At 71.0% G+C, this 18,392-nt stretch carries 20 protein-coding genes; 9 read left to right on the top strand and 11 right to left on the bottom strand.

From position 1 onward, the window contains the following. The first annotated feature begins 84 nt into the window (after positions 1 to 84). Together FS825_RS14675 and FS825_RS14670 are read left to right on the top strand one after the other, a co-directional pair. On the top strand, positions 85 to 1,542 hold the full coding sequence (locus FS825_RS14675) for an APC family permease (protein WP_144714316.1): 1,458 nt from the start codon (positions 85 to 87) through the stop codon (positions 1,540 to 1,542). Between the two features lie 100 nt (positions 1,543 to 1,642). After that, positions 1,643 to 2,263 carry a hypothetical protein gene (locus tag FS825_RS14670; protein WP_144714314.1) on the top strand — a complete coding sequence of 207 codons (621 nt, stop codon included), beginning with the start codon at positions 1,643 to 1,645 and terminating at the stop codon, positions 2,261 to 2,263. Positions 2,264 to 2,271: 8 nt separating this feature from the next. Here the strand turns inward: FS825_RS14670 and FS825_RS14665 are convergent, their stop codons facing one another. The 3 genes from FS825_RS14665 to FS825_RS14655 all read right to left on the bottom strand — a co-directional run bounded on the left by FS825_RS14665 (position 2,272) and on the right by FS825_RS14655 (position 3,687). Further along, the gene (locus FS825_RS14665) at positions 2,272 to 2,796 is read right to left on the bottom strand and encodes a hypothetical protein (protein ID WP_144714312.1); all 525 of its coding nucleotides are present in this window, start codon (positions 2,794 to 2,796) and stop codon (positions 2,272 to 2,274) included. Positions 2,797 to 2,887: 91 nt separating this feature from the next. Beyond that, positions 2,888 to 3,307, bottom strand: coding sequence for a DUF6264 family protein (locus FS825_RS14660; RefSeq protein ID WP_144714310.1), 420 nt, complete (start codon positions 3,305 to 3,307; stop codon positions 2,888 to 2,890). Then, positions 3,307 to 3,687, bottom strand: coding sequence for a DoxX family protein (locus FS825_RS14655; protein WP_144714309.1), 381 nt, complete (start codon positions 3,685 to 3,687; stop codon positions 3,307 to 3,309). Before FS825_RS14655 ends, FS825_RS14660 begins: the two co-directional genes overlap by 1 nt. A 59-nt stretch (positions 3,688 to 3,746) precedes the next feature. On the opposite strand from FS825_RS14655, the gene FS825_RS14650 reads away from it, so the two are divergent. Then, positions 3,747 to 4,082, top strand: coding sequence for a hypothetical protein (locus tag FS825_RS14650; RefSeq protein ID WP_144714307.1), 336 nt, complete (start codon positions 3,747 to 3,749; stop codon positions 4,080 to 4,082). Positions 4,083 to 4,160: 78 nt separating this feature from the next. Here FS825_RS14650 and FS825_RS14645 read toward each other — a convergent pair whose 3' ends face one another. Beyond that, entirely contained in the window at positions 4,161 to 4,649 is a 489-nt protein-coding gene (locus FS825_RS14645; RefSeq protein ID WP_144714305.1) for a DUF427 domain-containing protein, read from the bottom strand. 167 nt (positions 4,650 to 4,816) lie between these two features. Between FS825_RS14645 and FS825_RS14640 the strand changes: the two genes are divergently transcribed. Together FS825_RS14640 and FS825_RS14630 are read left to right on the top strand one after the other, a co-directional pair. Continuing rightward, the gene (locus tag FS825_RS14640; RefSeq protein ID WP_144714303.1) at positions 4,817 to 6,238 is read left to right on the top strand and encodes an amino acid permease; all 1,422 of its coding nucleotides are present in this window, start codon (positions 4,817 to 4,819) and stop codon (positions 6,236 to 6,238) included. A gap of 104 nt (positions 6,239 to 6,342) precedes the next feature. Next, positions 6,343 to 7,290: a family 16 glycosylhydrolase gene (locus tag FS825_RS14630; RefSeq protein WP_186377266.1), complete on the top strand. Its 948-nt coding sequence runs from the start codon at positions 6,343 to 6,345 to the stop codon at positions 7,288 to 7,290. A gap of 57 nt (positions 7,291 to 7,347) precedes the next feature. Here the strand turns inward: FS825_RS14630 and FS825_RS14625 are convergent, their stop codons facing one another. Together FS825_RS14625 and FS825_RS14620 are read right to left on the bottom strand one after the other, a co-directional pair. Further along, positions 7,348 to 7,800 (bottom strand): BLUF domain-containing protein, encoded by a 453-nt coding sequence (locus tag FS825_RS14625; RefSeq protein WP_144714297.1) that lies wholly within the window; start codon positions 7,798 to 7,800, stop codon positions 7,348 to 7,350. Between the two features lie 54 nt (positions 7,801 to 7,854). Next, positions 7,855 to 8,160 carry a hypothetical protein gene (locus FS825_RS14620; protein ID WP_144714295.1) on the bottom strand — a complete coding sequence of 102 codons (306 nt, stop codon included), beginning with the start codon at positions 8,158 to 8,160 and terminating at the stop codon, positions 7,855 to 7,857. Positions 8,161 to 8,221: 61 nt separating this feature from the next. On the opposite strand from FS825_RS14620, the gene FS825_RS14615 reads away from it, so the two are divergent. After that, the gene (locus tag FS825_RS14615) at positions 8,222 to 11,554 is read left to right on the top strand and encodes a DEAD/DEAH box helicase (RefSeq protein WP_144714293.1); all 3,333 of its coding nucleotides are present in this window, start codon (positions 8,222 to 8,224) and stop codon (positions 11,552 to 11,554) included. A gap of 37 nt (positions 11,555 to 11,591) precedes the next feature. On the opposite strand, the gene FS825_RS14610 is transcribed toward FS825_RS14615, so the two are convergent. Both FS825_RS14610 and FS825_RS14605 read right to left on the bottom strand, forming a co-directional pair. Further along, entirely contained in the window at positions 11,592 to 12,371 is a 780-nt protein-coding gene (locus FS825_RS14610) for an aldo/keto reductase (protein ID WP_144714291.1), read from the bottom strand. Positions 12,372 to 12,404: 33 nt separating this feature from the next. Further along, positions 12,405 to 12,950, bottom strand: a complete 546-nt coding sequence (locus tag FS825_RS14605; protein WP_144714289.1) for a cysteine hydrolase family protein — start codon at positions 12,948 to 12,950, stop codon at positions 12,405 to 12,407. Between the two features lie 84 nt (positions 12,951 to 13,034). On the opposite strand from FS825_RS14605, the gene FS825_RS14600 reads away from it, so the two are divergent. After that, on the top strand, positions 13,035 to 13,817 hold the full coding sequence (locus FS825_RS14600) for an HNH endonuclease family protein (protein WP_144714287.1): 783 nt from the start codon (positions 13,035 to 13,037) through the stop codon (positions 13,815 to 13,817). A 34-nt stretch (positions 13,818 to 13,851) separates the two neighbouring features. Further along, positions 13,852 to 14,523: a GOLPH3/VPS74 family protein gene (locus tag FS825_RS14595; protein WP_186377265.1), complete on the top strand. Its 672-nt coding sequence runs from the start codon at positions 13,852 to 13,854 to the stop codon at positions 14,521 to 14,523. Between the two features lie 45 nt (positions 14,524 to 14,568). Here FS825_RS14595 and FS825_RS14590 read toward each other — a convergent pair whose 3' ends face one another. From FS825_RS14590 to FS825_RS14580, 3 genes are all read right to left on the bottom strand, one after another. Beyond that, positions 14,569 to 16,620, bottom strand: a complete 2,052-nt coding sequence (locus FS825_RS14590) for a DUF262 domain-containing protein (protein ID WP_186377264.1) — start codon at positions 16,618 to 16,620, stop codon at positions 14,569 to 14,571. Positions 16,621 to 16,711: 91 nt separating this feature from the next. Further along, complete coding sequence (locus FS825_RS14585) at positions 16,712 to 17,086, bottom strand: PH domain-containing protein (RefSeq protein WP_144714281.1); 375 nt, start codon at positions 17,084 to 17,086, stop codon at positions 16,712 to 16,714. Between the two features lie 7 nt (positions 17,087 to 17,093). Further along, the gene (locus FS825_RS14580; RefSeq protein ID WP_144714279.1) at positions 17,094 to 17,402 is read right to left on the bottom strand and encodes a hypothetical protein; all 309 of its coding nucleotides are present in this window, start codon (positions 17,400 to 17,402) and stop codon (positions 17,094 to 17,096) included. Between the two features lie 271 nt (positions 17,403 to 17,673). On the opposite strand from FS825_RS14580, the gene FS825_RS14575 reads away from it, so the two are divergent. Continuing rightward, positions 17,674 to 18,366, top strand: a complete 693-nt coding sequence (locus tag FS825_RS14575; RefSeq protein WP_144714276.1) for a hypothetical protein — start codon at positions 17,674 to 17,676, stop codon at positions 18,364 to 18,366. Positions 18,367 to 18,392: the final 26 nt, after the last annotated feature.

Genomic DNA, 18,392 nt, shown 5'->3' with positions numbered 1-18,392 from the left:
CGAGGAGGACACGACCGTGTTGCGATCAGCGGGGAGCTTCCTGTGAAAGCGGACAGGATGGTGTCCCCCGGAAGAGGCTGACGCATGGCCACCACCAACACTGAGCGCCCGCCGCAGGAGCAGACCGAACTCCGGCGCGTCATCGGTCCGAAACTGCTGCTGCTGTTCATCGTCGGGGACATCCTCGGCACGGGCGTCTACGCACTCACGGGCCAGGTCGCGGCCGAGGTCGGCGGAGCGGCGTGGCTCCCGTTCCTCATCGCGTTCGCCGTCGCCCTGCTCACCGCGTTCTCGTACCTCGAGCTCGTCACGAAGTACCCGCAGACCGCGGGGGCGGCGCTCTACGTCCACAAGGCCTTCGGCATCCACTTCGTCACCTTCATCGTGACGTTCATCGTCATGTGCTCGGGCATCACGTCGGCGTCGACGGCGTCCCGGGCCTTCGCGGCGAACCTCGGCGCGGGCTTCGGACTGGAGCTGCCGAACGGCGTCGTGATGCTCATCGCGATGGGCTTCATGCTCGCCGTGATGGCGATCAACTTCCGGGGCGTCAGCGAGAGCGTGAAGACGAACGTCGTGCTCACGCTCGTCGAGCTGTCCGGGCTCGTGATGGTGATCCTCATCGGGTTCTGGGCGATCGCCGGGGGCAACGCGGACTTCTCCCGCGTGGTGATGTTCGACACCCCGGAGGACAAGACGCTCCTGCTCTCGGTGTCGACCGCGACCTCGCTCGCGTTCTTCGCGATGGTCGGCTTCGAGGACTCGGTGAACATGGCCGAGGAGACCAAGGATCCGTCGAGGATCTTCCCGAAGGTCATGCTCACCGGCCTCGGCATCACCGCCGTGATCTACGTGCTCGTGTCGATCTGCGCCGTCGCGGTGGTCCCGATCGGTGAGCTCGCCGGCAACGAGACGCCGCTCGTCACGGTCGTGCAGACTGCGGCGCCGGACTTCCCGATCGCCGACCTGCTGCCGTTCATCTCGATGTTCGCCGTCGCCAACACGGCCCTGATCAACATGATGATGGCGTCGCGACTGCTCTACGGCATGAGCAAGCAGGGCGTCCTGCCCGGGTTCCTCGCCCGCGTCTCGCCGACCCGCCGCACCCCCTCGACCGCGATCGTCTTCACCACGCTCATCTCGCTCGCACTGATCGGGTGGGTGTCGCTCGACCCCGACTCCCCGATCGTGGTGGTCCTCGGTGGCACCACATCGCTCCTGCTGCTCTCGGTGTTCACGGTCGTCAACGCCGCCGTGCTCGTCCTGCGCCGGGACAAGGTCGACCACCGGCACTTCCGCGCCGGGGTCATCGTGCCGGTCATCGGGGTCGTGACGTGCCTCTGGCTCGTGCTGCCGTTCTCCTCCGGACGCGACCCGCAGCAGTACCAGATCGCCGGTGCGCTGCTGGCGCTCGGCGTCCTGCTCTGGATCGTCACGTGGTTCACGCACGGCCGGAAGCAGGCCGAGAAGGCTCCGACGGGCCTGGTCACCGAGCCGACACAAGTGCAGCGGCAGCACGACCACGAGCACCGGGACGTCTGAACCGGGCCGCGACACCCCCGATCGGGCGGGTGCGGTTCCCAGGCGGCGCACGTAGCCTCTTCGTGCTCCGCCTGACCCGCCCCGCCCGGAAGGACCCGCCATGCGCCGCGTCGGCATCACGCTCGCGTCGGTGTTCGGTGCTGGCGTCGTCGCTATCGGCATCGGCGTCATCGTGGTGGTCGTCATCGCGGTGAACTCCCTGACGGGCGCCGCGAAGTCCGTCACCGCCAACGCCACCCCGACCTGCCCGGACGTGGCGACGAAGACGATCGGCGGCATCGTCGTTCCCGCGGGTCCGATCGCCGGCTTCTGCCAGGACCGTCTGGTGAACGCCGCCGCCGTGATCCGGGCCGCACAGGCGCTCGGCATCGGACCGCACACCCAGGCCGTCGGGGTGATGACCGCGATCGGCGAGTCCAGCCTCGTCAACCTCGACCACGGGGACGCCGCCGGCCCGGACAGCCGCGGGCTCTTCCAGCAGCGGGACAACGGCGCCTGGGGCACGTACGCGCAGCGCATGGACCCGTACACAGCGGCGTCCATGTTCTACGCGAAGCTCGTCAAGGTCCCCGGCTGGCAGACCATGAGCCCGACGCAGGTGGCCCACGCCGTCCAGATCAACTCGGACCCCGACCACTACGCCAAGTTCTGGCCGGAGGCGAAGGCCGTCGTCGAGGGATTGACCGGCGAGAGCGTCCCGGACACGGTGGCGCAGAGCTGACCTCCGGCTCACGACGCGAGCGCGAGCGCACCGCCGCAGCCGTCGTCGTCGTCCGTAGGGCAACAGTCGCAGCGACGGCCGCCGTCCCCGTCGACCCCGTCGACCCCGTCGACCCCGTCGACCTCGTCCAAGGACACCGTCGCCACACCCCCGGTGTGCACGGCGACCTGCGCCCGGATCCGCACGTGGTGCTCCGCGAACGCGCACGCGCAGGCGTCCACCCACTCCCAGTCGACCGGGAACAGCCGGGACTCCCCCGGGCGTTCCCACACGAGCACGACCTCGGCCGCGGACACGTGCCCGACGACGTCCGCCACGAGCGCCGCGAAGTCCTCGACGTGCTCGTCCGGCTGCCACGGGAGGTCGGAGATCGGCATGACGAACGGCACCGGGACCGCCCGTCGATCGAGGAACAGGACCCAGCACTGCCGGGTCACGGGTCGTTCGAGGAGCGCGGTCACGAGGTCCACCACGTCGTCGTCGGTGCGGACGGGGGTGCGGATGAGGCGGTCGAGCATGTCGGTGTCAGGCATGACCCCAGCGTCGCCGAACGCCACCCGCCGACACCCGCCCCGCCCCCGATCTGTGGACGACGCGCCACCAGCACCGCCCTGTGGAGGAACGTCAGATCCCGTGCGTGATCGCGCTGTCCACCAGCAGGATCGCCCCGAAGAACACCGCCACCACGGCTGCGATCCCCACCAGCGCGAACGGCCACGACAACCGCCGCCGCACGAGCCGCAGCACGCACACCACCAGCGTCGCGACGAGCACGAGCGCGACGAGCACCGGCCCCGCGTACACCACCGTCCCGCCGAAGGCCTCGTCGCACGAGTTCCCCGGCGCACCGCACGAGCTGAACGCCAGCGACAGGAACGCGATGCCGCCCCCGGCGACGACCGACTCCGCGGCCAACACGACCAGCAACGCGATGGTCGCGACCACGTCGGCGACGCGACGGCCACCTGCCAGGGGGTGTCGCGCCTCCCGTCCGAAGGCCGCCGGACCGGACCCGAGCGGATCCGCGACGACCGGGGCGTCCATCAGCCCCGCCGCCCTCGGGTGGACCACAGCGACGCGGCGATGAGGAGGGGCTGCCCGAAGAGCCGACCGATGCGCTTCTCGTCCGAGTCGAGGCCGAAGGCGTCGCGGCGGTTCACCCACTGCGACAGGTTCCCGGGGAAAACGGCGACGAAGAACAGCGCCGCGACCGCCCCGACCAGGCGCCGGAGGCGACGGGGTGCGAGGACCAGGGCGCTCCCGAGCCCGATCTCCGCCACGCCGGAGGCCAGCACGGTCGTGTCCTCGTCGAGGGGGACGAACTCGGGGACCTGCGCGCGGAAGTCCTGCCGGGCGAACGTGAGGTGGCTCGTGCCGGCGAAGACGAGGGCGAGCCCGAGGAGGACCCGGAGGAAGGAACGCATGACCCCATCGTGCTCGCTCGCGTCGGACAGCGGCCGCACCGCTCGCTAGATTCGGACACATGGGAGCAGCTCGCCGGGACCACGAGCCGCCCGCTGTCCCCGCGACCGTCGCCGTGGTGCTCGGCCCGGTCGCGTTCTACATGGGGATCATCGTGCCGGCCGCGTCGATGGGTCGGCACCTCGTCCTCGGAGCCGTCTTCGGGCTCGTGTGCGTCGCGAGCGGGTGGCGGGCCATCGTGATCGCGCGCCGGGGGCAGCACGGGGTGCGGGTGTGGTCGTGGATCGGGATCGTGCTCGGGGGGCTCGGGCTGGTGATGCTCGGCTGGCAGCTGCTCGTGATCGTGACCGGCGGGGCGTTCCCACCGCCGTTCTGGTCGCCCTACGCCTACCGCTAGCGCGGAGCGGAGCGGAGCAGCGCGGCCGGCGCAGCGCAGTGCGGTGCCCCGGGGCGCCCGCCCCGCCGCCGGCGCACCTCACCACCCGAGCGTGCCCGCCCCGCCCTTGAACGGGCCGACCACGCGGGACGTGATCCAGCCGCCGTAGAAGTCCCCCTCCTGCGCCTGCACCACCTCGCCGCCGACCTCGCACGAGTCCATCGCCGACGGGTAGATCGCCACCCGGTCCCGCAGCACCTCGTAGCCGGGCTCCGGCGTCGGGTAGTTCCAGGCCGCGCGGGCCGCGACGACCCCGCCGCCCACGACGTCGAAGTACCGCGCGCGCCCCTTGAACTCGCACATGCTCGAGCCCTCGGCCGGCACGATGTCGAGGTCCGCCATCGGCAGGTAGTACACCGGCGGGTGCGAGGTCTCCAGCACCCGCACCGCATCCGTCGTGTCCGCGATCACCACCCCGCCGAGCCGCACCACCACCCGCTCGGCCACCGGTTCGACGGCGGGCGGCCGCGGGTAGTCCCACACGGACTCCTGGCCGGGGGCGGGTTCGGTTCGGTTCGGTCGGCGCATGCTCCCCGTCTACCTCGCGATCCTGCCTGGAGGCCCGGTGCCGGCCCGCCCGGCGCCTCCAGCCCCGTGGTCGGTCGCGTCCGCCGGCCGACGGCGCCCGCGCCTCCCGCCCGGTGGTCGGTCGCGTCCGCCGGGCAGCGCCTCCCGTCAGGGTGCAGAGTGGGCGCGTGACGACGACGACGCGAACCCTGTTCCGACGGAAGCCGATCGACACGATCGACGACGAGACCGGTGCCGAGGACGGCCTGAAACGGCACCTCGGTCTCTGGCAGCTCACCGCGATCGGTATCGGCGGGATCATCGGCGCCGGCATCTTCACCCTCGCGGGCACCGTCGCCCACGGCGTCGCCGGTCCCGCGGTCCTCATCAGCTTCCTCGTCGCCGGAGTCGCCAGCGCCGCCGCCGCCCTGTCGTACGCCGAGTTCGCGGGCCTCATCCCCAAGGCCGGCAGCGCCTACACGTACGGCTACGCCGTGCTCGGGGAGATCGTCGGGTGGTTCATCGGCTGGGACCTGCTCCTCGAGTACACCGCGATCGTGGCGGTGGTCGCGATCGGGATCTCCGGCTACGTCGGGTTCCTCGTCGGCCAGTTCGGCATCGACCTGCCCGCGTGGATGCTCGGCGCCCCCGGCACCGGCGACGGCCACGTGATCGACGTCTTCGCGATCATCCTCTGCCTGCTCACCGCGTTCGTCCTCACCCGCGGGATCCGCAGCGCCGCCCGGTTCGAGTTCGTCGCCGTCGGCATCAAGGTCACCCTTGTCGTGCTCATCGTCGTGCTCGGCGTGTTCCACATCAACAGCGCGAACTACTCGCCGTACTTCCCGTTCGGGTTCGGTGGCGTGATGACCGGCGCCGCGACGGTGTTCTTCGCCGTGTTCGGGTACGACGCGATGTCCACCGCCGCCGAGGAGTCCACCGACGCCCGCAAGCACATGCCGAAGGCGATCCTGCTCTCGCTCGGCATCTCGATGGTCCTCTACGTGCTCGCGACCCTGGTCCTGACCGGGATGCAGAAGTACACCGACATCGACCCGGCCTCGGGCTTCTCGTCGGCGTTCGCGTCCGTCGGTCTCGGCGGGGTCGCGAACGTCATCGCGATCGGTGCCATCGTCGGCATCGTCACGGTCCTCGTGACGTTCATGCTCGGCGCGAGCCGCGTCTGGTTCTCGATGAGCCGCGACGGCCTCATGCCGAAGTGGTTCGCGAAGACCGACCCGAAGCGCCACGTCCCGACCCGGGTCACCTGGATCCTCGGGATCGCGTCCGCGGTCCTCGCGGGCGTCCTGCCGATCGGCGTCGTCGCAGAGCTGACGAACATCGGGATCCTGCTCGCGTTCGTGGTGGTCTGCTCCGCGGTGATCGTGCTGCGCTACCGGCAGCCCGACCTCGACCGGCAGTTCCGCCTGCCGTTCATGCCGGTCATCCCGATCATCGGCGTGATCGCGTCGCTGTGGCTCGTGACGTTCCTGCAGTGGGAGACGTGGGTGCGCTTCGCGGTGTGGTTCGCGATCGGTCTCGGCGTGTACTTCGGGTACTCCCGCAAGCACAGCAAGCTGGCGGGATCCGAGACGACCACGACCCGTTAGTCCACCGGCGCCACCCTCGGACTGGGGGGCCGCGGGCACGAGGTGGACGGGTCCTCCGTGACTAGCATCACCAGGAGGTTCGCCGACTCCACCAGGGAAACACCGTGACGATTCGCACACGCAGCACCGGAGCGATCGCCGCCGTCACCGCCCTCGTCGTCGCTGGCACGCTCGCTGGTTGTGCTGCGTCCACCGCGATCCCGGATGCGACCACCCCACCGACCAGTACGGCGACGCGGGGCGCGCCCGGCGATGCCGACACGGCCACCCCGACTCCGACGCCGACGCTCACGCCGACTCCGATCGTGACGCCGACACCGACGCCGACTCCGGACGCGGAGGCAGCGGCGCTCCCGGTCGGCGACGTCGTGTCGAACGGCCGGACGTGGCGGCAGTCGTTCACCGAGGACTTCACGAAGCCCGCCGCGCTCGGCACGGTTGCGTCCGTCTACCCCGGCATGGGCTTCTACGACGGCTTCAAGGACACCAGCGGACTCGGCATGTACGCCCCCAGCAAGGTGCTGTCCGTCGCCGACGGCAACCTCGACTTCGACCTCCACACCGAGGACGGCCAGCCGCTCGTCGCCACGGTCATGCCCGACGGGTACGCCCCGCACACCACCGCACGCGTCAGCATCCGGTACAAGACCACCGTCGCCGACGGGTACAAGTTCGTCGGCATGCTGTGGCCGTCCTCCGACCAGTGGAACGACGGCGAGATCGACTGGCCCGAGACGCTCACGCTCGGCGGCAGGCCGCGCCCCGCCTCCGCGATCCCCGGGACGTACGCGAACGGCAGGATGCGGTACGACCGCTCGGCCCAGGTCTACGCGAAGACCGACACCACCGCGTACCACGTCGCCACGACCGAGTGGGACCACGGGATCGTCCGGTTCTACTGGGACGGCGAGCTCGTCTCGACCACCACGACGGCCGTCCCGACGACGCCGATGCGCGTCACCCTGCAAGGCGAGACGTGGACCGACCACTCCGCCGTCCCGAAGGACGCGTCCGGGCAGGTGTCCGTCGACTGGATCGCCATCTGGAACTGAACCGACGACCCGCACCGCACCGCGCGACCGTTCGACGCGGGTACGACGCGATGTCGGCTAGGCCTCCCGGCGGTGCTTCCCCTTCGCCGCCGTCGGGTCGGCCATCGGGTGGTTCCGGAACCACCGCAGGAGCTCCCGCGAACGGCTGCGGTCCGCGCTCCGGTCCCCCGACTCGAGGAAGTCGCTGAACCCGTCCGGCACGTCGTCGCCGACGGAGGCGTCGCGGTCGAACGCCATCGACCACTCCGGGAACCGCCGCGTGTGGATGGACTCCTCCGCGAGCAGGCGGACGCTGTCGTGCCGGTCATCCGCGAGGATCCGCTGGTACGTGGACAGCACGGCGTCGTACGGGCCCTCGAGCAACTGCATGAAGCGGCCGTCGCGGTGGAGCAGGAGCCCGGTCAGCCCGTCCTCGGTGTTCCGTTCCCGCGCGTGCGCGAGCACCGCCTCGAGGGCGTCGTCGTCGAACGGCGCCGTGGCCGAGCTCATGTAGACGAGTGACTGCAGCATGCCTCGATCCTGCACGCTGCGAGCCCGTGCGCGCTCCCCCAGAACGGGACGGGGCTACTCCCGCACCTCGCGTACGTTCTGCGCCTGCCACCCCTCGGGGATGGACGCCCGGAAGGCCTGGAGCGCTTCCTCGTAGGTCCGGCCGGTCGCCTCGTGCGGCTTCGTCTCGGTCGACCGGGCGACGGCGCGCACGGTGGTCTCCCCGGTCGCCTTGCTCGTGACGGCGTTCACCTGCTGCAGTTCGAACCCGTGCAGGTCGAGGGCTTCGACCGCCGTGGTCCGCGCCGATTCGATGTCGTCGCCGCTGCCCTCGGACTCGGTGGTCGCCGTCGAACGCAGTTCTCCTCGCAGTGTCGTCACCGGTCCAGTATGGCTCGGGCGCCGGGCCGCGGAGGTCGGTGGCACCTGGCAGAGTTGACCCGTGCCAGCCGCCCCGATGATCGACGCCGTCGACGTCATCCGCTTCGTCGGGCCGCAGACCTTCGGCCGCGCGCGTGACCTCGTCCGCGCCGGCCTGGTCGACGACGCCACGTGGCACGACGACGACGGCACGGTCACCGCGACGGTGTCCGGTTCCGCGGACGACCCGTACGAGCTCCGCGTCGAGACCACGCCCGCCCGCGGCGAGTTCGTCCGTCCGGTCCGCAGCACGTGCTCCTGCCCCCTCGGCGGCGACTGCAAGCACGTCGCCGCCGCGCTCCTCACCGTCAACGCCCGCGCGCTCGCCTCCACAGCGGGCCCGCGTCCGGAGACGACGGCTCCGCCGGTCGCGGACTGGAGGCACGACCTCGCCCGCCTCGCCGGCGACGACGAGCAGGCGGTCACCCCGCAGGGCACCCCCATGGGTCTGCAGTTCGAGTTGCGTGACGCCGTGAGCGCCCGACTCGCGTCGCGCGCGCGTGCCGCCGGTCGTGCGCTGCCCACGGCCTCGCGGTCGGTCCGGCTCGGGGTCCGCCCGGTCACCCGCAGCGACGCCGGCAACTGGGTGCGCGGGCCGCTGACGTGGGGGACGCTGCCGTACTCCCTGAACCGCCTCGGGCTCTCCCCCGAGCAGCACGGCTGGTTCCTGCAGTTCGCGGCGCTCCACCGCGCGGGCCAGCTCGCGGGGCTCCCGGGCGAGGCCGACTGGATCCACCTCGACGACTTCGGCAGTCCGCTGCTGTGGCCGCTGCTCGGGCAGGCCCCGGGGCTGGGGATCGCGTTCGTCACCGGGAAGCGCGAGGGCGGCGCAGTCCTCGGCGCGGAAGCCCGGGTGCTCCTCGATGCCGGACGGCACGACGGCGCGCTGGTGATCGGCGCGAGCGCGGTGCTCGACGGCCGACCCGTCGCGGACGGCACGGCGCGGATGATCGGCGACCACGGGGTCTACGCCTTCCGCGAGTCCCCCGAGTTCCACGTGGCCTTCGCCCCGACGCCGGCGCCCGTCCCCGAAGACCAGCGCCGCATGCTCGTCGAGGGCTCTCGGATCACCGTGCCGGAGCCCGAGGTCGAGGAGTTCCTCGCCGACTGGTCCCCCCGGCTCCGCGGTGCGCTCGGGCTCGTCAGCTCGGACGGCTCGATCGAGCTGCCGGAGCGCACGCCGCCCGAGCTCGTGCTGACGGCGACGTTCGAGCCTGCGCGGGCACCGCGGACGGACGACCGGGTGCACCTGCAGTGGCGGTGGCACGTCGACGGGCGGAAGGACCCGGTCGCGCTGCACGGCCCCCTGCCGGACCTCTCCGGCCTGCGCGCTGCGGACGACGACGCGAGCCGAGCCGCGCCTCCCAGCCCCGGGGGTGGACTGGACTGGTTCGAGGACGGCACCATCGACGGCGCCGACGTCGCCGTGTTCGCGAACGAGCTGCTGCCAGAACTGCCCGCGCTCGGCCTGCGGACCGTCGTGCAGGGTGAGCGCGTCGACTACGAGCGCCTCACCGGGCGGCCGCACATCCGCGTCACGACGATGCCGTCGGAGAAGCACGACTGGTTCGACCTCGGCATCTTCGTGACGGTGAACGGGAAGCAGGTGCCGTTCACGCCGCTGCTCCGGGCGCTCGCGAAGCGCGACCGGCGGATGAAGCTCATCGACAACTCGTACCTGTCCCTCGCCGACCCGGCGTTCGACCGGCTGAAGGAGCTCATCGAGGAAGCCCGTGACCTCGACGAGTGGGAACCCGACCAGCCGATGACCGTGACGCCGCTGCAGGCCGGCATCTGGTCGGAGTTCGACCAGATCGCCGACGAGACCTCGCACGACGAGCGCTGGCAGTCGATCGTCTCCGGGCTGCTCGGCGCGACACCGCCCGACACGGTGGCGGTGCCGGCGTCGGTGCACGCGGAGCTCCGGCCGTACCAGCACGCCGGGTACGCGTGGCTGTCGTTCCTGCTGTCGCACGGCATCGGCGGGGTGCTCGCCGACGACATGGGGCTCGGCAAGACCCTGCAGGTGCTGACCACGATCGCGTCAGCGCGGGAGTCGTCGCCGGATGCGCCGCCGTTCCTCGTCGTGGCGCCGACGTCGGTCGTCGGCAACTGGGCGGCCGAGGCGGCGAAGTTCACGCCGTCGCTCCGGGTCGCCACGATCGGGTCGACCTCCCTCAAGGACCCCGGACTCGTCGCACGCACGGCTGCTGCCGCCGACGTCGTGGTCACCTCGTACGCGCTGCTCCGCCTCGACGCCCCCGCGTACACCGACCTGCCGTGGGCGGCCCTCGTGCTCGACGAGGCGCAGTTCGTGAAGAACCCGCAGTCGCAGACGCACCGCGCTGCCGTCGACCTGCGCGCGCCGGTGAAGTTCGCGATCACGGGCACACCGCTCGAGAACGGGCTGACCGACCTGTGGGCGCTGTTCCACATCGTCGCGCCCGGGCTGCTGTCGTCGTGGTCACGCTTCGGGGACGACTTCGTGAAGCCGCTCGCGTCGCCGGACCTCCGCGGTGCCGCCCGGGTGGAGTTGACCGCGCGGCTCCGTCGTCGGATCCGGCCGCTCATGCTCCGGCGGACGAAGGAGAGCGTCGCCGCCGACCTCCCGCCGAAGCAGGAGCAGGTGGTCCGGGTGACGCTCGACCCCGCGCACCGGGCGCTCTACGAACGGACCCTGAACCGGGAACGGTTGAAGGTGCTCGACCTCATCGACGACCTCGCCCGGAACCGGATGATCGTGTTCCGGTCGCTGACGCTGCTCCGGATGCTCGCGTTGTCGCCGGCGTTGGTCCCGGCCACGTCGGCGTCCGCCGACGGTGTCGCGTCGGCATCCGCCGACGGTGTGCCGTCGGCGAAGCTCGATCTGCTGCTCGACGAGCTCGAGCAACTCGCCGCCGAGGGCCGTCGTGCCCTGGTGTTCAGCCAGTTCACGTCGTTCCTCCGCATGGTGAGCGCGGCCCTCGACGACCGCGGCATCGCCTACGAGTACCTCGACGGTTCGACGAGGCGCCGACCTGAGGTCATCGACCGCTTCCGGAACGGCACCGCGCCCGCGTTCCTCATCTCGCTGAAGGCCGGCGGGTTCGGGCTCACCCTGACCGAAGCCGACACGGTGTTCGTGCTCGACCCGTGGTGGAACCCCGCCGCCGAGAACCAGGCGGTCGACCGCACGCACCGCATCGGGCAGACCCGGTCGGTCAACGTGCAGCGGTTCATCGTGGAGGACACCATCGAGGAGAAGGTCCTCGCACTCGCGGCGAAGAAGGCCGAGCTGTTCGCCACCATGATCGACGACGACGCCCTGTTCGCCGACGACCTGACGGCCGACGACATCCGCTCGCTGCTGGAGTGAATGCGCCGGCCGTCCGGTCGTGCTGGGCTTGCTGAGGTCAGTGGCCGAGGGCGTCGATCCTCGCGACCTCGTCGCTCGTCAGCTCGATGCGTGCTCCCGCCGCGTTCGACCGGATGCGCTCCGGGTTCGACGACTTCGGGATGACCACGAACTCGTGCGCCACGTGCCACGCCACGATGACCTGGGCGCTGTCGGCGTCGTGCGCCTCGGCGATCTCGAGCAGCGTCGGGTCCTGCAGGTTGCTCGCCTTGAAGGGGCTGTAGCCCTCGAGGACGACCCCGCGCTCGGACAGCCCGCTCGCGATCGCGGCGTCGTACTCGACCGGGCTCCACTTGATCTGGTTCACGGCCGGAGCCGTCCCCGTCGCCTGCGTGATCTCGTCGATCTGCGCGAGCGAGTAGTTGCTCACGCCGACGGCGCGGGTGAGCCCGTCGGCCTGCGCCTGGACGACCTGCTCCCACACGTCCGGACGCGCCTCGCCGTTCGGCGGCCAGTGCACGAGCCAGAGGTCGAGGTGGTCGAGGCCCAGCTGGTCGAGGCTCTCCTCGATCGTCTGGCGCACACGGTCGGCGTTGTCCGGCGGGAGCTTCGTGGTCACGAACAGATCGTCGCGAGCGAGCCCGGAGTCGGCGATGGCCTTCCCCACCCCGCGCTGGTTGCTGTAGCCGGTGGCGGTGTCGATGTGGCGGTAGCCGGCTGCGAGGGCTTCGCCGACGGCGGCCGGCGCCTCGCCGTCGGGGATCTGCCAGGTGCCGAAGCCGAGGAGCGGCATCGACCCACCGGTGACGGACACGGACGGATTCGCGTAATCGGTCATGCAGACTTGTCTACCCCGTGCCGGTGGAGCGATTCAGAGCGAAGCGGTCCACTCGGCGGTGGTCACGACGTCGGCCTGGCGCGGGAACACCTTCTCGGTGAGGACACGGTGCACTTCGCCGTCGCCGTCCACGCATGCATCGGACAGCACGGTGAGGCCGAAGTCGAGGTCCGCCGCCTGCCGCAGGGTCGAGAGGACGACCCCGCTCGTCGCGATGCCCGCGAGGACGAGGTCGCGGACCTCGAGCCCGCGGAGCAGGACCTCGAGGTCGGAGCCCGCGAACGCGCTCACCCGGAGCTTCGTCACGACGACGTCGTCGGGGCCGAGGCCGAACGCCGGGTGGATGTCCGTCGCGTCGGGCGCCTGGGAACCGATGCGTTCCCGCATGCCGCCGAACATCTTGTTCGTGCGAGCGGCCTCGGGAGCCCCGGGACGGAAGGCGACGCGGATGAACAGGACCGGGATCCCGCGCTCGCGTGCTGCCGAGACCGCGGCCGTCGCCGCTGCGAGGCCCTCCTCGGTGCCGAGTCGCTCGACGATGCTGTTCTGGTAGTCCATGACGAGGAGTGCGGTGCTCACCCGGGCGAGGCTACCGGCGATGTCCGTGGCCTCCGCCATGATCGACGGTGCCCACCCCCGCACCACCAGGAGTTCCACCACCGCATGACGTCCCGTCGACGCCGCACCCGCACATCGCTCACGTCCGTCCTCGTCGTCCTGGCACTCGCCGTCGGCGGGTACGTGCTGCACGCCGCCGGGGTCTTCCCGTCCCAGGCGGATGCCGCCCCTGGTGCGTCCGGGTCGAGCACCGGGTCAGGGGCGACCACGAGCACGACTGGACCGGCATCGCCGGAGCCGAGCCGCGCCTCCAGTCCGACAGCCCTTGGGAGCGACGCCGCGGTGACCGCGCGGGCGCAGCTCGCAGCGCTGCCCGTCAAGGGGAAGGCGCCCGCCACCGGGTACGACCGCGTCGGCGACTTCGGGACCGCCTGGCTCGACGTCGACCGGAACGGGTGCGACACCCGGAACGACGTGTTGGCGCGGGACCTGACGGCCGTGGTGAAGCAGGGCCCGTGCAAGGTCCTCACGGGCGTCCTCGTGTCGCCGTACACCGGCGCGACGATCGACTTCGTACGCGGCAACACGACCTCGACGCTCGTGCAGATCGACCACGTCGTCGCGCTCGAGAACGCCTGGCGGACCGGGGCGCAGCAGCTCACGCAGGCCCAGCGCGAGGCGTTGGCGAACGACCCGGAGAACCTCTTCGCCGTCGACGGGCACTCGAACGCGCAGAAGCGCTCCGGAGACGCCGCGACGTGGCTGCCCGCCGACACGAGCTTCCGGTGCGAGTACATCGAGCACCAGGTCGCGGTGAAGACCAGGTACCGGCTCTGGGTCGCTCCCGCCGAGCACGATGCCATGGCGCGGATCCTCCAGAACTGCTGACCAGGGTCTCCACCGCGCGTGGCAGGCTGCGGACATGGCTGGTCAACTCACCGTCCCGCAGGCGTTCGCGCTCCTCCAGGTCGAGGCCGACGGGCGGAAGTCCACCGACGTCCAGACGCTCGACGCCGGGCTCGCGGGCGCTGTTCTCGCCGACCTCGCGCTCCGCGGGACCGTCTCGTTGCGGTCCGGGCTCGTCACCGTCGTGAACGGCGCAGCGACCGGGGACCCGGTGCTCGACGGGGTCGTCGGCACGATCGCCGCGGCCGGCACACCGCGCAAGGCGAAGTGGTGGATCACCCGGCTCGCCAAGCGTCCATTGCGCGATGACGTGTTCGCCGGGCTCATCGCCGATGGCGTACTGCAGGTCGAGCAAGGCCGCGCCCTCGGCATCTTCCCCACCATGAAGTACCCGGAGCAGGACGGCGGCCCGGAGACGCTGCTGCGTGCCGGGATCGCCGACGTCCTGGAGCAGCGGGCCGCCCCGACGCCGTTCGCTGCCGCGGTCATCGGGCTGCTCGACGCGACGGGCACGCTCCGGAAGCAGTTCGGGAAGGTCGATAGAGGGCTCGTCCGGGACATCATCTCGGGGAGTTGGGCGAGCCCGGCGGTCAAGGCGGTGCTCGAGGACATCCAGACGGCGGCGATCATGGGGGCGGTCGCGGCGAGCACGGCGGCGGCGACGACGGCGGTGATCGCTTCGAGTTGAGCGGGGGGGGTCGGGCTTCGGGCTTCGGCGGGTTCGCGCAGCGGTTCACGGTGCAGCTTTCCCCGGGAGCGCGATGCCGAGGGCGTGGGCGAGCGCTGCTGCTCGCACCCGCTGGCCCTGCGCTGCCCGCCCGGTCACCGGATCGAAGACGACGCCTTCGTCGACGAGCACACCGCGGACGTCACGGCCGTCGGGACTCGACCACCGCGAAGCCGGCGGGATCGTTCCGGGCGAGTGCAGCACCCGGTGCGCGTTCGGGACCGACACGGCGGCTAGGTGCTGCCCCACGGGCACCGGGTGCGTCCCGACCAGTGTCGCGAGATCGCCGAACGACGTCCACCGCCCCGCCGGGAGCCGGACTAGCGCGTCGTGCAGCGTCTGCCAGTGCACGTTGCTCGGGCGGACGGACTCGTTCGGCGGGACCCACAGCGAGCAGATGTGCGCGGCGAGCCGTCGGCCGCGCTCCTCAATCTGTGCAGGACCCCAGCGAGGCTGCATCGCGATCTGCTGGTTCAGGCGGAACCCGCTCGCGGCGAACTCGACCCGCTTCTGCTCGAACGGCCGGTTGCCGAGCTCGGCGTTGCTCCCGGTCAGCGTCAGGTTCCCGAGCGTGTGGACGAGTCGCTCGTGCACGAGGTCGACGCTCTCCCCCGGGCCGGCGTCCACCGCGAGAGCTTCACGCCACTCCGGGGTGAGGCGCTGCGGGAGGACGTGCTCGATGGTCGCCGAGGTGATCGCCGTCGCCTCGTTCGGGCGGAGCGAGCGCTCGATCCACCCGAGGATCGTCTTCTGCTGCGGACGGCGACCCCGAAGGTAGAAGGGCTCGGTGAGGACGGCCTCGGTCACACCGTCGTCGTCGACGAAGTGCTTGCGACTGGCTGACAGGGCCGTCCGCACGACCTCGTCGTCCGCGGACGTCTGCTCCCCGAGGTCACCGCACGCCTGCAGGAGCAGACGGCTGGCGCTCTCGCCCGGTCGTCCGGCCAACGCGCGGCGGACGAGGAACGACTCGACCGTGGCCAGTGCCGCCGCGACCGTCTCGCTCGTCGTCACCCCAGCCGCCCGTCGTGCGAGGAGCCGCAGCGTGATCGGCACGGTCGTCGTCGAGCCCCACTCGTCGAGCCGCTCGAGCGCTGTCCGCACTGCCGGGTCATGCTCGCGGCTCGGGTCGCGGATGAGCGCCAGGAGTTCGGAGAGCCGGGAGAACCGCATCACCGCCTGCACGACCTGCTGCTCGTCGAGTTCGGCGAGACGAGCCTGCTGGAAGGCGTGGATCTCGGACTGGCGGACCGTGGGGTTCGAGACGACCGCGTCGAGCCAGAAGAGCAGCTCGAGGTCCTCGCTCGACAGACGGTCCTGCATCGGCAGCCACCACGACGCGTAGGTCGATGCTCCGTCCGCCCCGAGTCGCATGAACACGTGGTTCCGGATGAGGTCGCCCTGGGTGAGCTGTACGCCCGTGTTGTTGATCGACTCGAAGATCCGGTAGACGTTGTCGTCGCCCTTCGCCGTGATCGACACGAACGCCAGGCCTCCGAGCACGGCGTCCCGGATGCGCTCGACCCGCAGCGGATCCGCTGCGTCGTCCGCCCGGGCGACCGCAGACCGGAAGTCCCGGTACGCCGCACTGACCCCGCTGGCGTCGGCATCGACCGGGGCGTCGTCGACCACGGCGCAGTACGGCTTCCGGTCCACCCGCGATGGCAGGACCTTCAACCGTGCATCGCCGCTCTTGTACCGGTCGGCGACGAACTGCTCGTGGATGCTCGCCGCGAGCATCGGATCGTCGGGGCGGTGTTCGCGGAGGTGGTCGCGGACGGCGCAGAGCAGGATCGACAGCGTCGTGAGTCGCTGTTGGCCGTCGACCACGAGGAACTCGACACCGGTCGGCCCGACACGGCCCGAAGACAACACCAGCGAGCCCATGAAGTGCGTCGCCTGCGGGTTGGTGCGCCGCGTCTCCTCGAGTGCGAGGACGTCCCGCCAGAGGCGGGTACGCTGCCGGTCTCCCCACGCGTACGGCCGCTGGTAGAGCGGCACGATGTACTGCTTCGACCCTTCGAGCAGCTGCCGGATCGTCGTCTCCTGCACGTCCATGCCCGCAGCGTAGGAACGAGCGCCGCGCCGCCGGGTGTCCGTCCCTCCAGCTGTGCACGACGAGCACTCCGAGGCAGCCTGTGGAGGACCGTCAGAGCACTTGGTGCGCGATGAGTCGCCCGAGGTACGTGATGTCGAAGTGCCCCTTGAACTCGAAGCGGACCTTCCCGAGCCCGCTGAACCACAGTTCGAGCTCGGCATCGAGGTCGAACGTCCCGGCGGTCTCGACCGAGAACGCCTGGATCTTGCTGTACGGCAGCGAGCTGAAGTCCCGCTTCTTGCCGGTGAGGCCCTGCACGTTCACGGCGAGGATCCGCTTGTCCGTGAAGGCCACGAAGTCCCGGATGGTCTTGGCGGCGACGAGGATCTGCTCCCCTTCGAGGAGGAGCGCGGCGATCTGCGGCTGCACTTCGCCCGGGTCGCAGTGCGCGAGCTTGAAGAGGGAGCCGTTGGCGAAGTCGATCATCCGAACGTCACCACACCGTTCCGGCGCCGACGAAGATGCTGAGGAACGCGAGTCCGCCGAGCACGAGCCCCGTCACGGCGAGCCCCATCCCGCGGTGCACCCGGTTCGCCCGAACGATGCCGCAGATGCCGAAGACGATGGCGAGGACGTCCGGGAGACCCCCGAGGACCAGCCCGATCAGGAACGGGATCCACGTCACGAGGAACCCGAAGAGCCCGAGGACGAAGGCCGCGACGGCGAACCCGTTCCCCGCCGGCTGTACGACGTATCCCGGTGCGGGAGCGTACGGCTGGTTGGGCGGCTGCTGATATGTCATGCGATCACTCTACGGGTGATGAGCAAGCGAGCGCGCACCCAGTTCTGGGGATCGCTCGCATTCTGCGGTTTCGCCAGACTGGGTCGGCGATCGCGCACGCACGAGGGGGAAGTCGATGCCGCTAGCAGGACCGGGACCACGCGATTGGTCCCCACCGGAGTACTCCTCGGGCACTGGCGGGCGGGGCGGTCGTCGCCCTCCGACACTGCTCGCTCCGTCACCGGCTCGGCCGACGCAACCGACCCGACCCTGGGCGTACGCGACGCTCTCCATGCTCCTGGGCGCGGGGAGCGTCGTCTTCGGCGTGCTCGAGCCGCAGCAGGAGGGCGTCCCGTCCGGGTTCATCGTCTCGACGGTCGGGATCACGGCGATCGCGCTCGGGGTCCACACCGTGAAACGTGCACGGTGGGGGTCGGCCACGGCGCGGGCCTTCGGTCGAGGTGGCGCGATCCTCGGTGGCGTCGGCACGGCGCTCATGGCCTACGCACTCGTCGCAGCTGCATTGACTGCCGTCGACGTCAGCCTCCCGGCACTGTCACTGCCGATCGAGCACCGCTGGTCGGCGAGTGGTTCGGTGCTCTCGTCGAGCGGCGTCGCAGTGGCTCCGGAGCAGGCACCCGCGGTTCCGACTCCCCGGGCTCCGACGGCGGCCACTGCACCCCCGGTACCGACCACGATCGAAGCGGAGCGCTCGGCCGTCGTGCAGAGCGCCGGCACGCTCGCCTTCGTCATGCGGCAGTCCTTCGGCTCGGGGCCGTACCCGTCATCGCTCGCCGTCGGTATGGCGAGTCCCGAACGGATCCTGCTGCCGGACGGCACCGGGCTCGCAGCGGTTCCGGACGGCGCCCGGATCCTCTACTCGACGTCGTCCGACGGGTCCGCGTGGTCGATCACGATCATCGGGGCGCGGTTCGGAGCGGTCGCGACCTACAGCTCAGCAGTCGGCACCGTCGAATCCGGCTGACCACCCAGGAAGCCCGACCACGTCCG

This window comes from Curtobacterium pusillum (genome assembly GCF_007680845.1).
Classification (GTDB): Bacteria; Actinomycetota; Actinomycetes; order Actinomycetales; family Microbacteriaceae; genus Curtobacterium; species Curtobacterium pusillum_B.
This window is presented reverse-complemented; position numbering and strand designations above follow the sequence as displayed.

Coding starts and splice junctions, on each gene's coding strand:
- FS825_RS14575 (WP_144714276.1), top strand. CDS start 17,674: ATGCTCCTGGGCGCGGGGAGCGTCGTCTTCGGCGTGCTCGAGCCGCAG.
- FS825_RS14645 (WP_144714305.1), bottom strand. CDS start 4,649: ATGCGCCGACCGAACCGAACCGAACCCGCCCCCGGCCAGGAGTCCGTG.
- FS825_RS14670 (WP_144714314.1), top strand. CDS start 1,643: ATGCGCCGCGTCGGCATCACGCTCGCGTCGGTGTTCGGTGCTGGCGTC.
- FS825_RS14660 (WP_144714310.1), bottom strand. CDS start 3,307: ATGGACGCCCCGGTCGTCGCGGATCCGCTCGGGTCCGGTCCGGCGGCC.
- FS825_RS14590 (WP_186377264.1), bottom strand. CDS start 16,620: ATGGACGTGCAGGAGACGACGATCCGGCAGCTGCTCGAAGGGTCGAAG.
- FS825_RS14665 (WP_144714312.1), bottom strand. CDS start 2,796: ATGCCTGACACCGACATGCTCGACCGCCTCATCCGCACCCCCGTCCGC.
- FS825_RS14625 (WP_144714297.1), bottom strand. CDS start 7,800: ATGCTGCAGTCACTCGTCTACATGAGCTCGGCCACGGCGCCGTTCGAC.
- FS825_RS14655 (WP_144714309.1), bottom strand. CDS start 3,687: ATGCGTTCCTTCCTCCGGGTCCTCCTCGGGCTCGCCCTCGTCTTCGCC.
- FS825_RS14585 (WP_144714281.1), bottom strand. CDS start 17,086: ATGATCGACTTCGCCAACGGCTCCCTCTTCAAGCTCGCGCACTGCGAC.
- FS825_RS14650 (WP_144714307.1), top strand. CDS start 3,747: ATGGGAGCAGCTCGCCGGGACCACGAGCCGCCCGCTGTCCCCGCGACC.
- FS825_RS14610 (WP_144714291.1), bottom strand. CDS start 12,371: ATGACCGATTACGCGAATCCGTCCGTGTCCGTCACCGGTGGGTCGATG.
- FS825_RS14600 (WP_144714287.1), top strand. CDS start 13,035: ATGACGTCCCGTCGACGCCGCACCCGCACATCGCTCACGTCCGTCCTC.
- FS825_RS14580 (WP_144714279.1), bottom strand. CDS start 17,402: ATGACATATCAGCAGCCGCCCAACCAGCCGTACGCTCCCGCACCGGGA.
- FS825_RS14595 (WP_186377265.1), top strand. CDS start 13,852: ATGGCTGGTCAACTCACCGTCCCGCAGGCGTTCGCGCTCCTCCAGGTC.
- FS825_RS14675 (WP_144714316.1), top strand. CDS start 85: ATGGCCACCACCAACACTGAGCGCCCGCCGCAGGAGCAGACCGAACTC.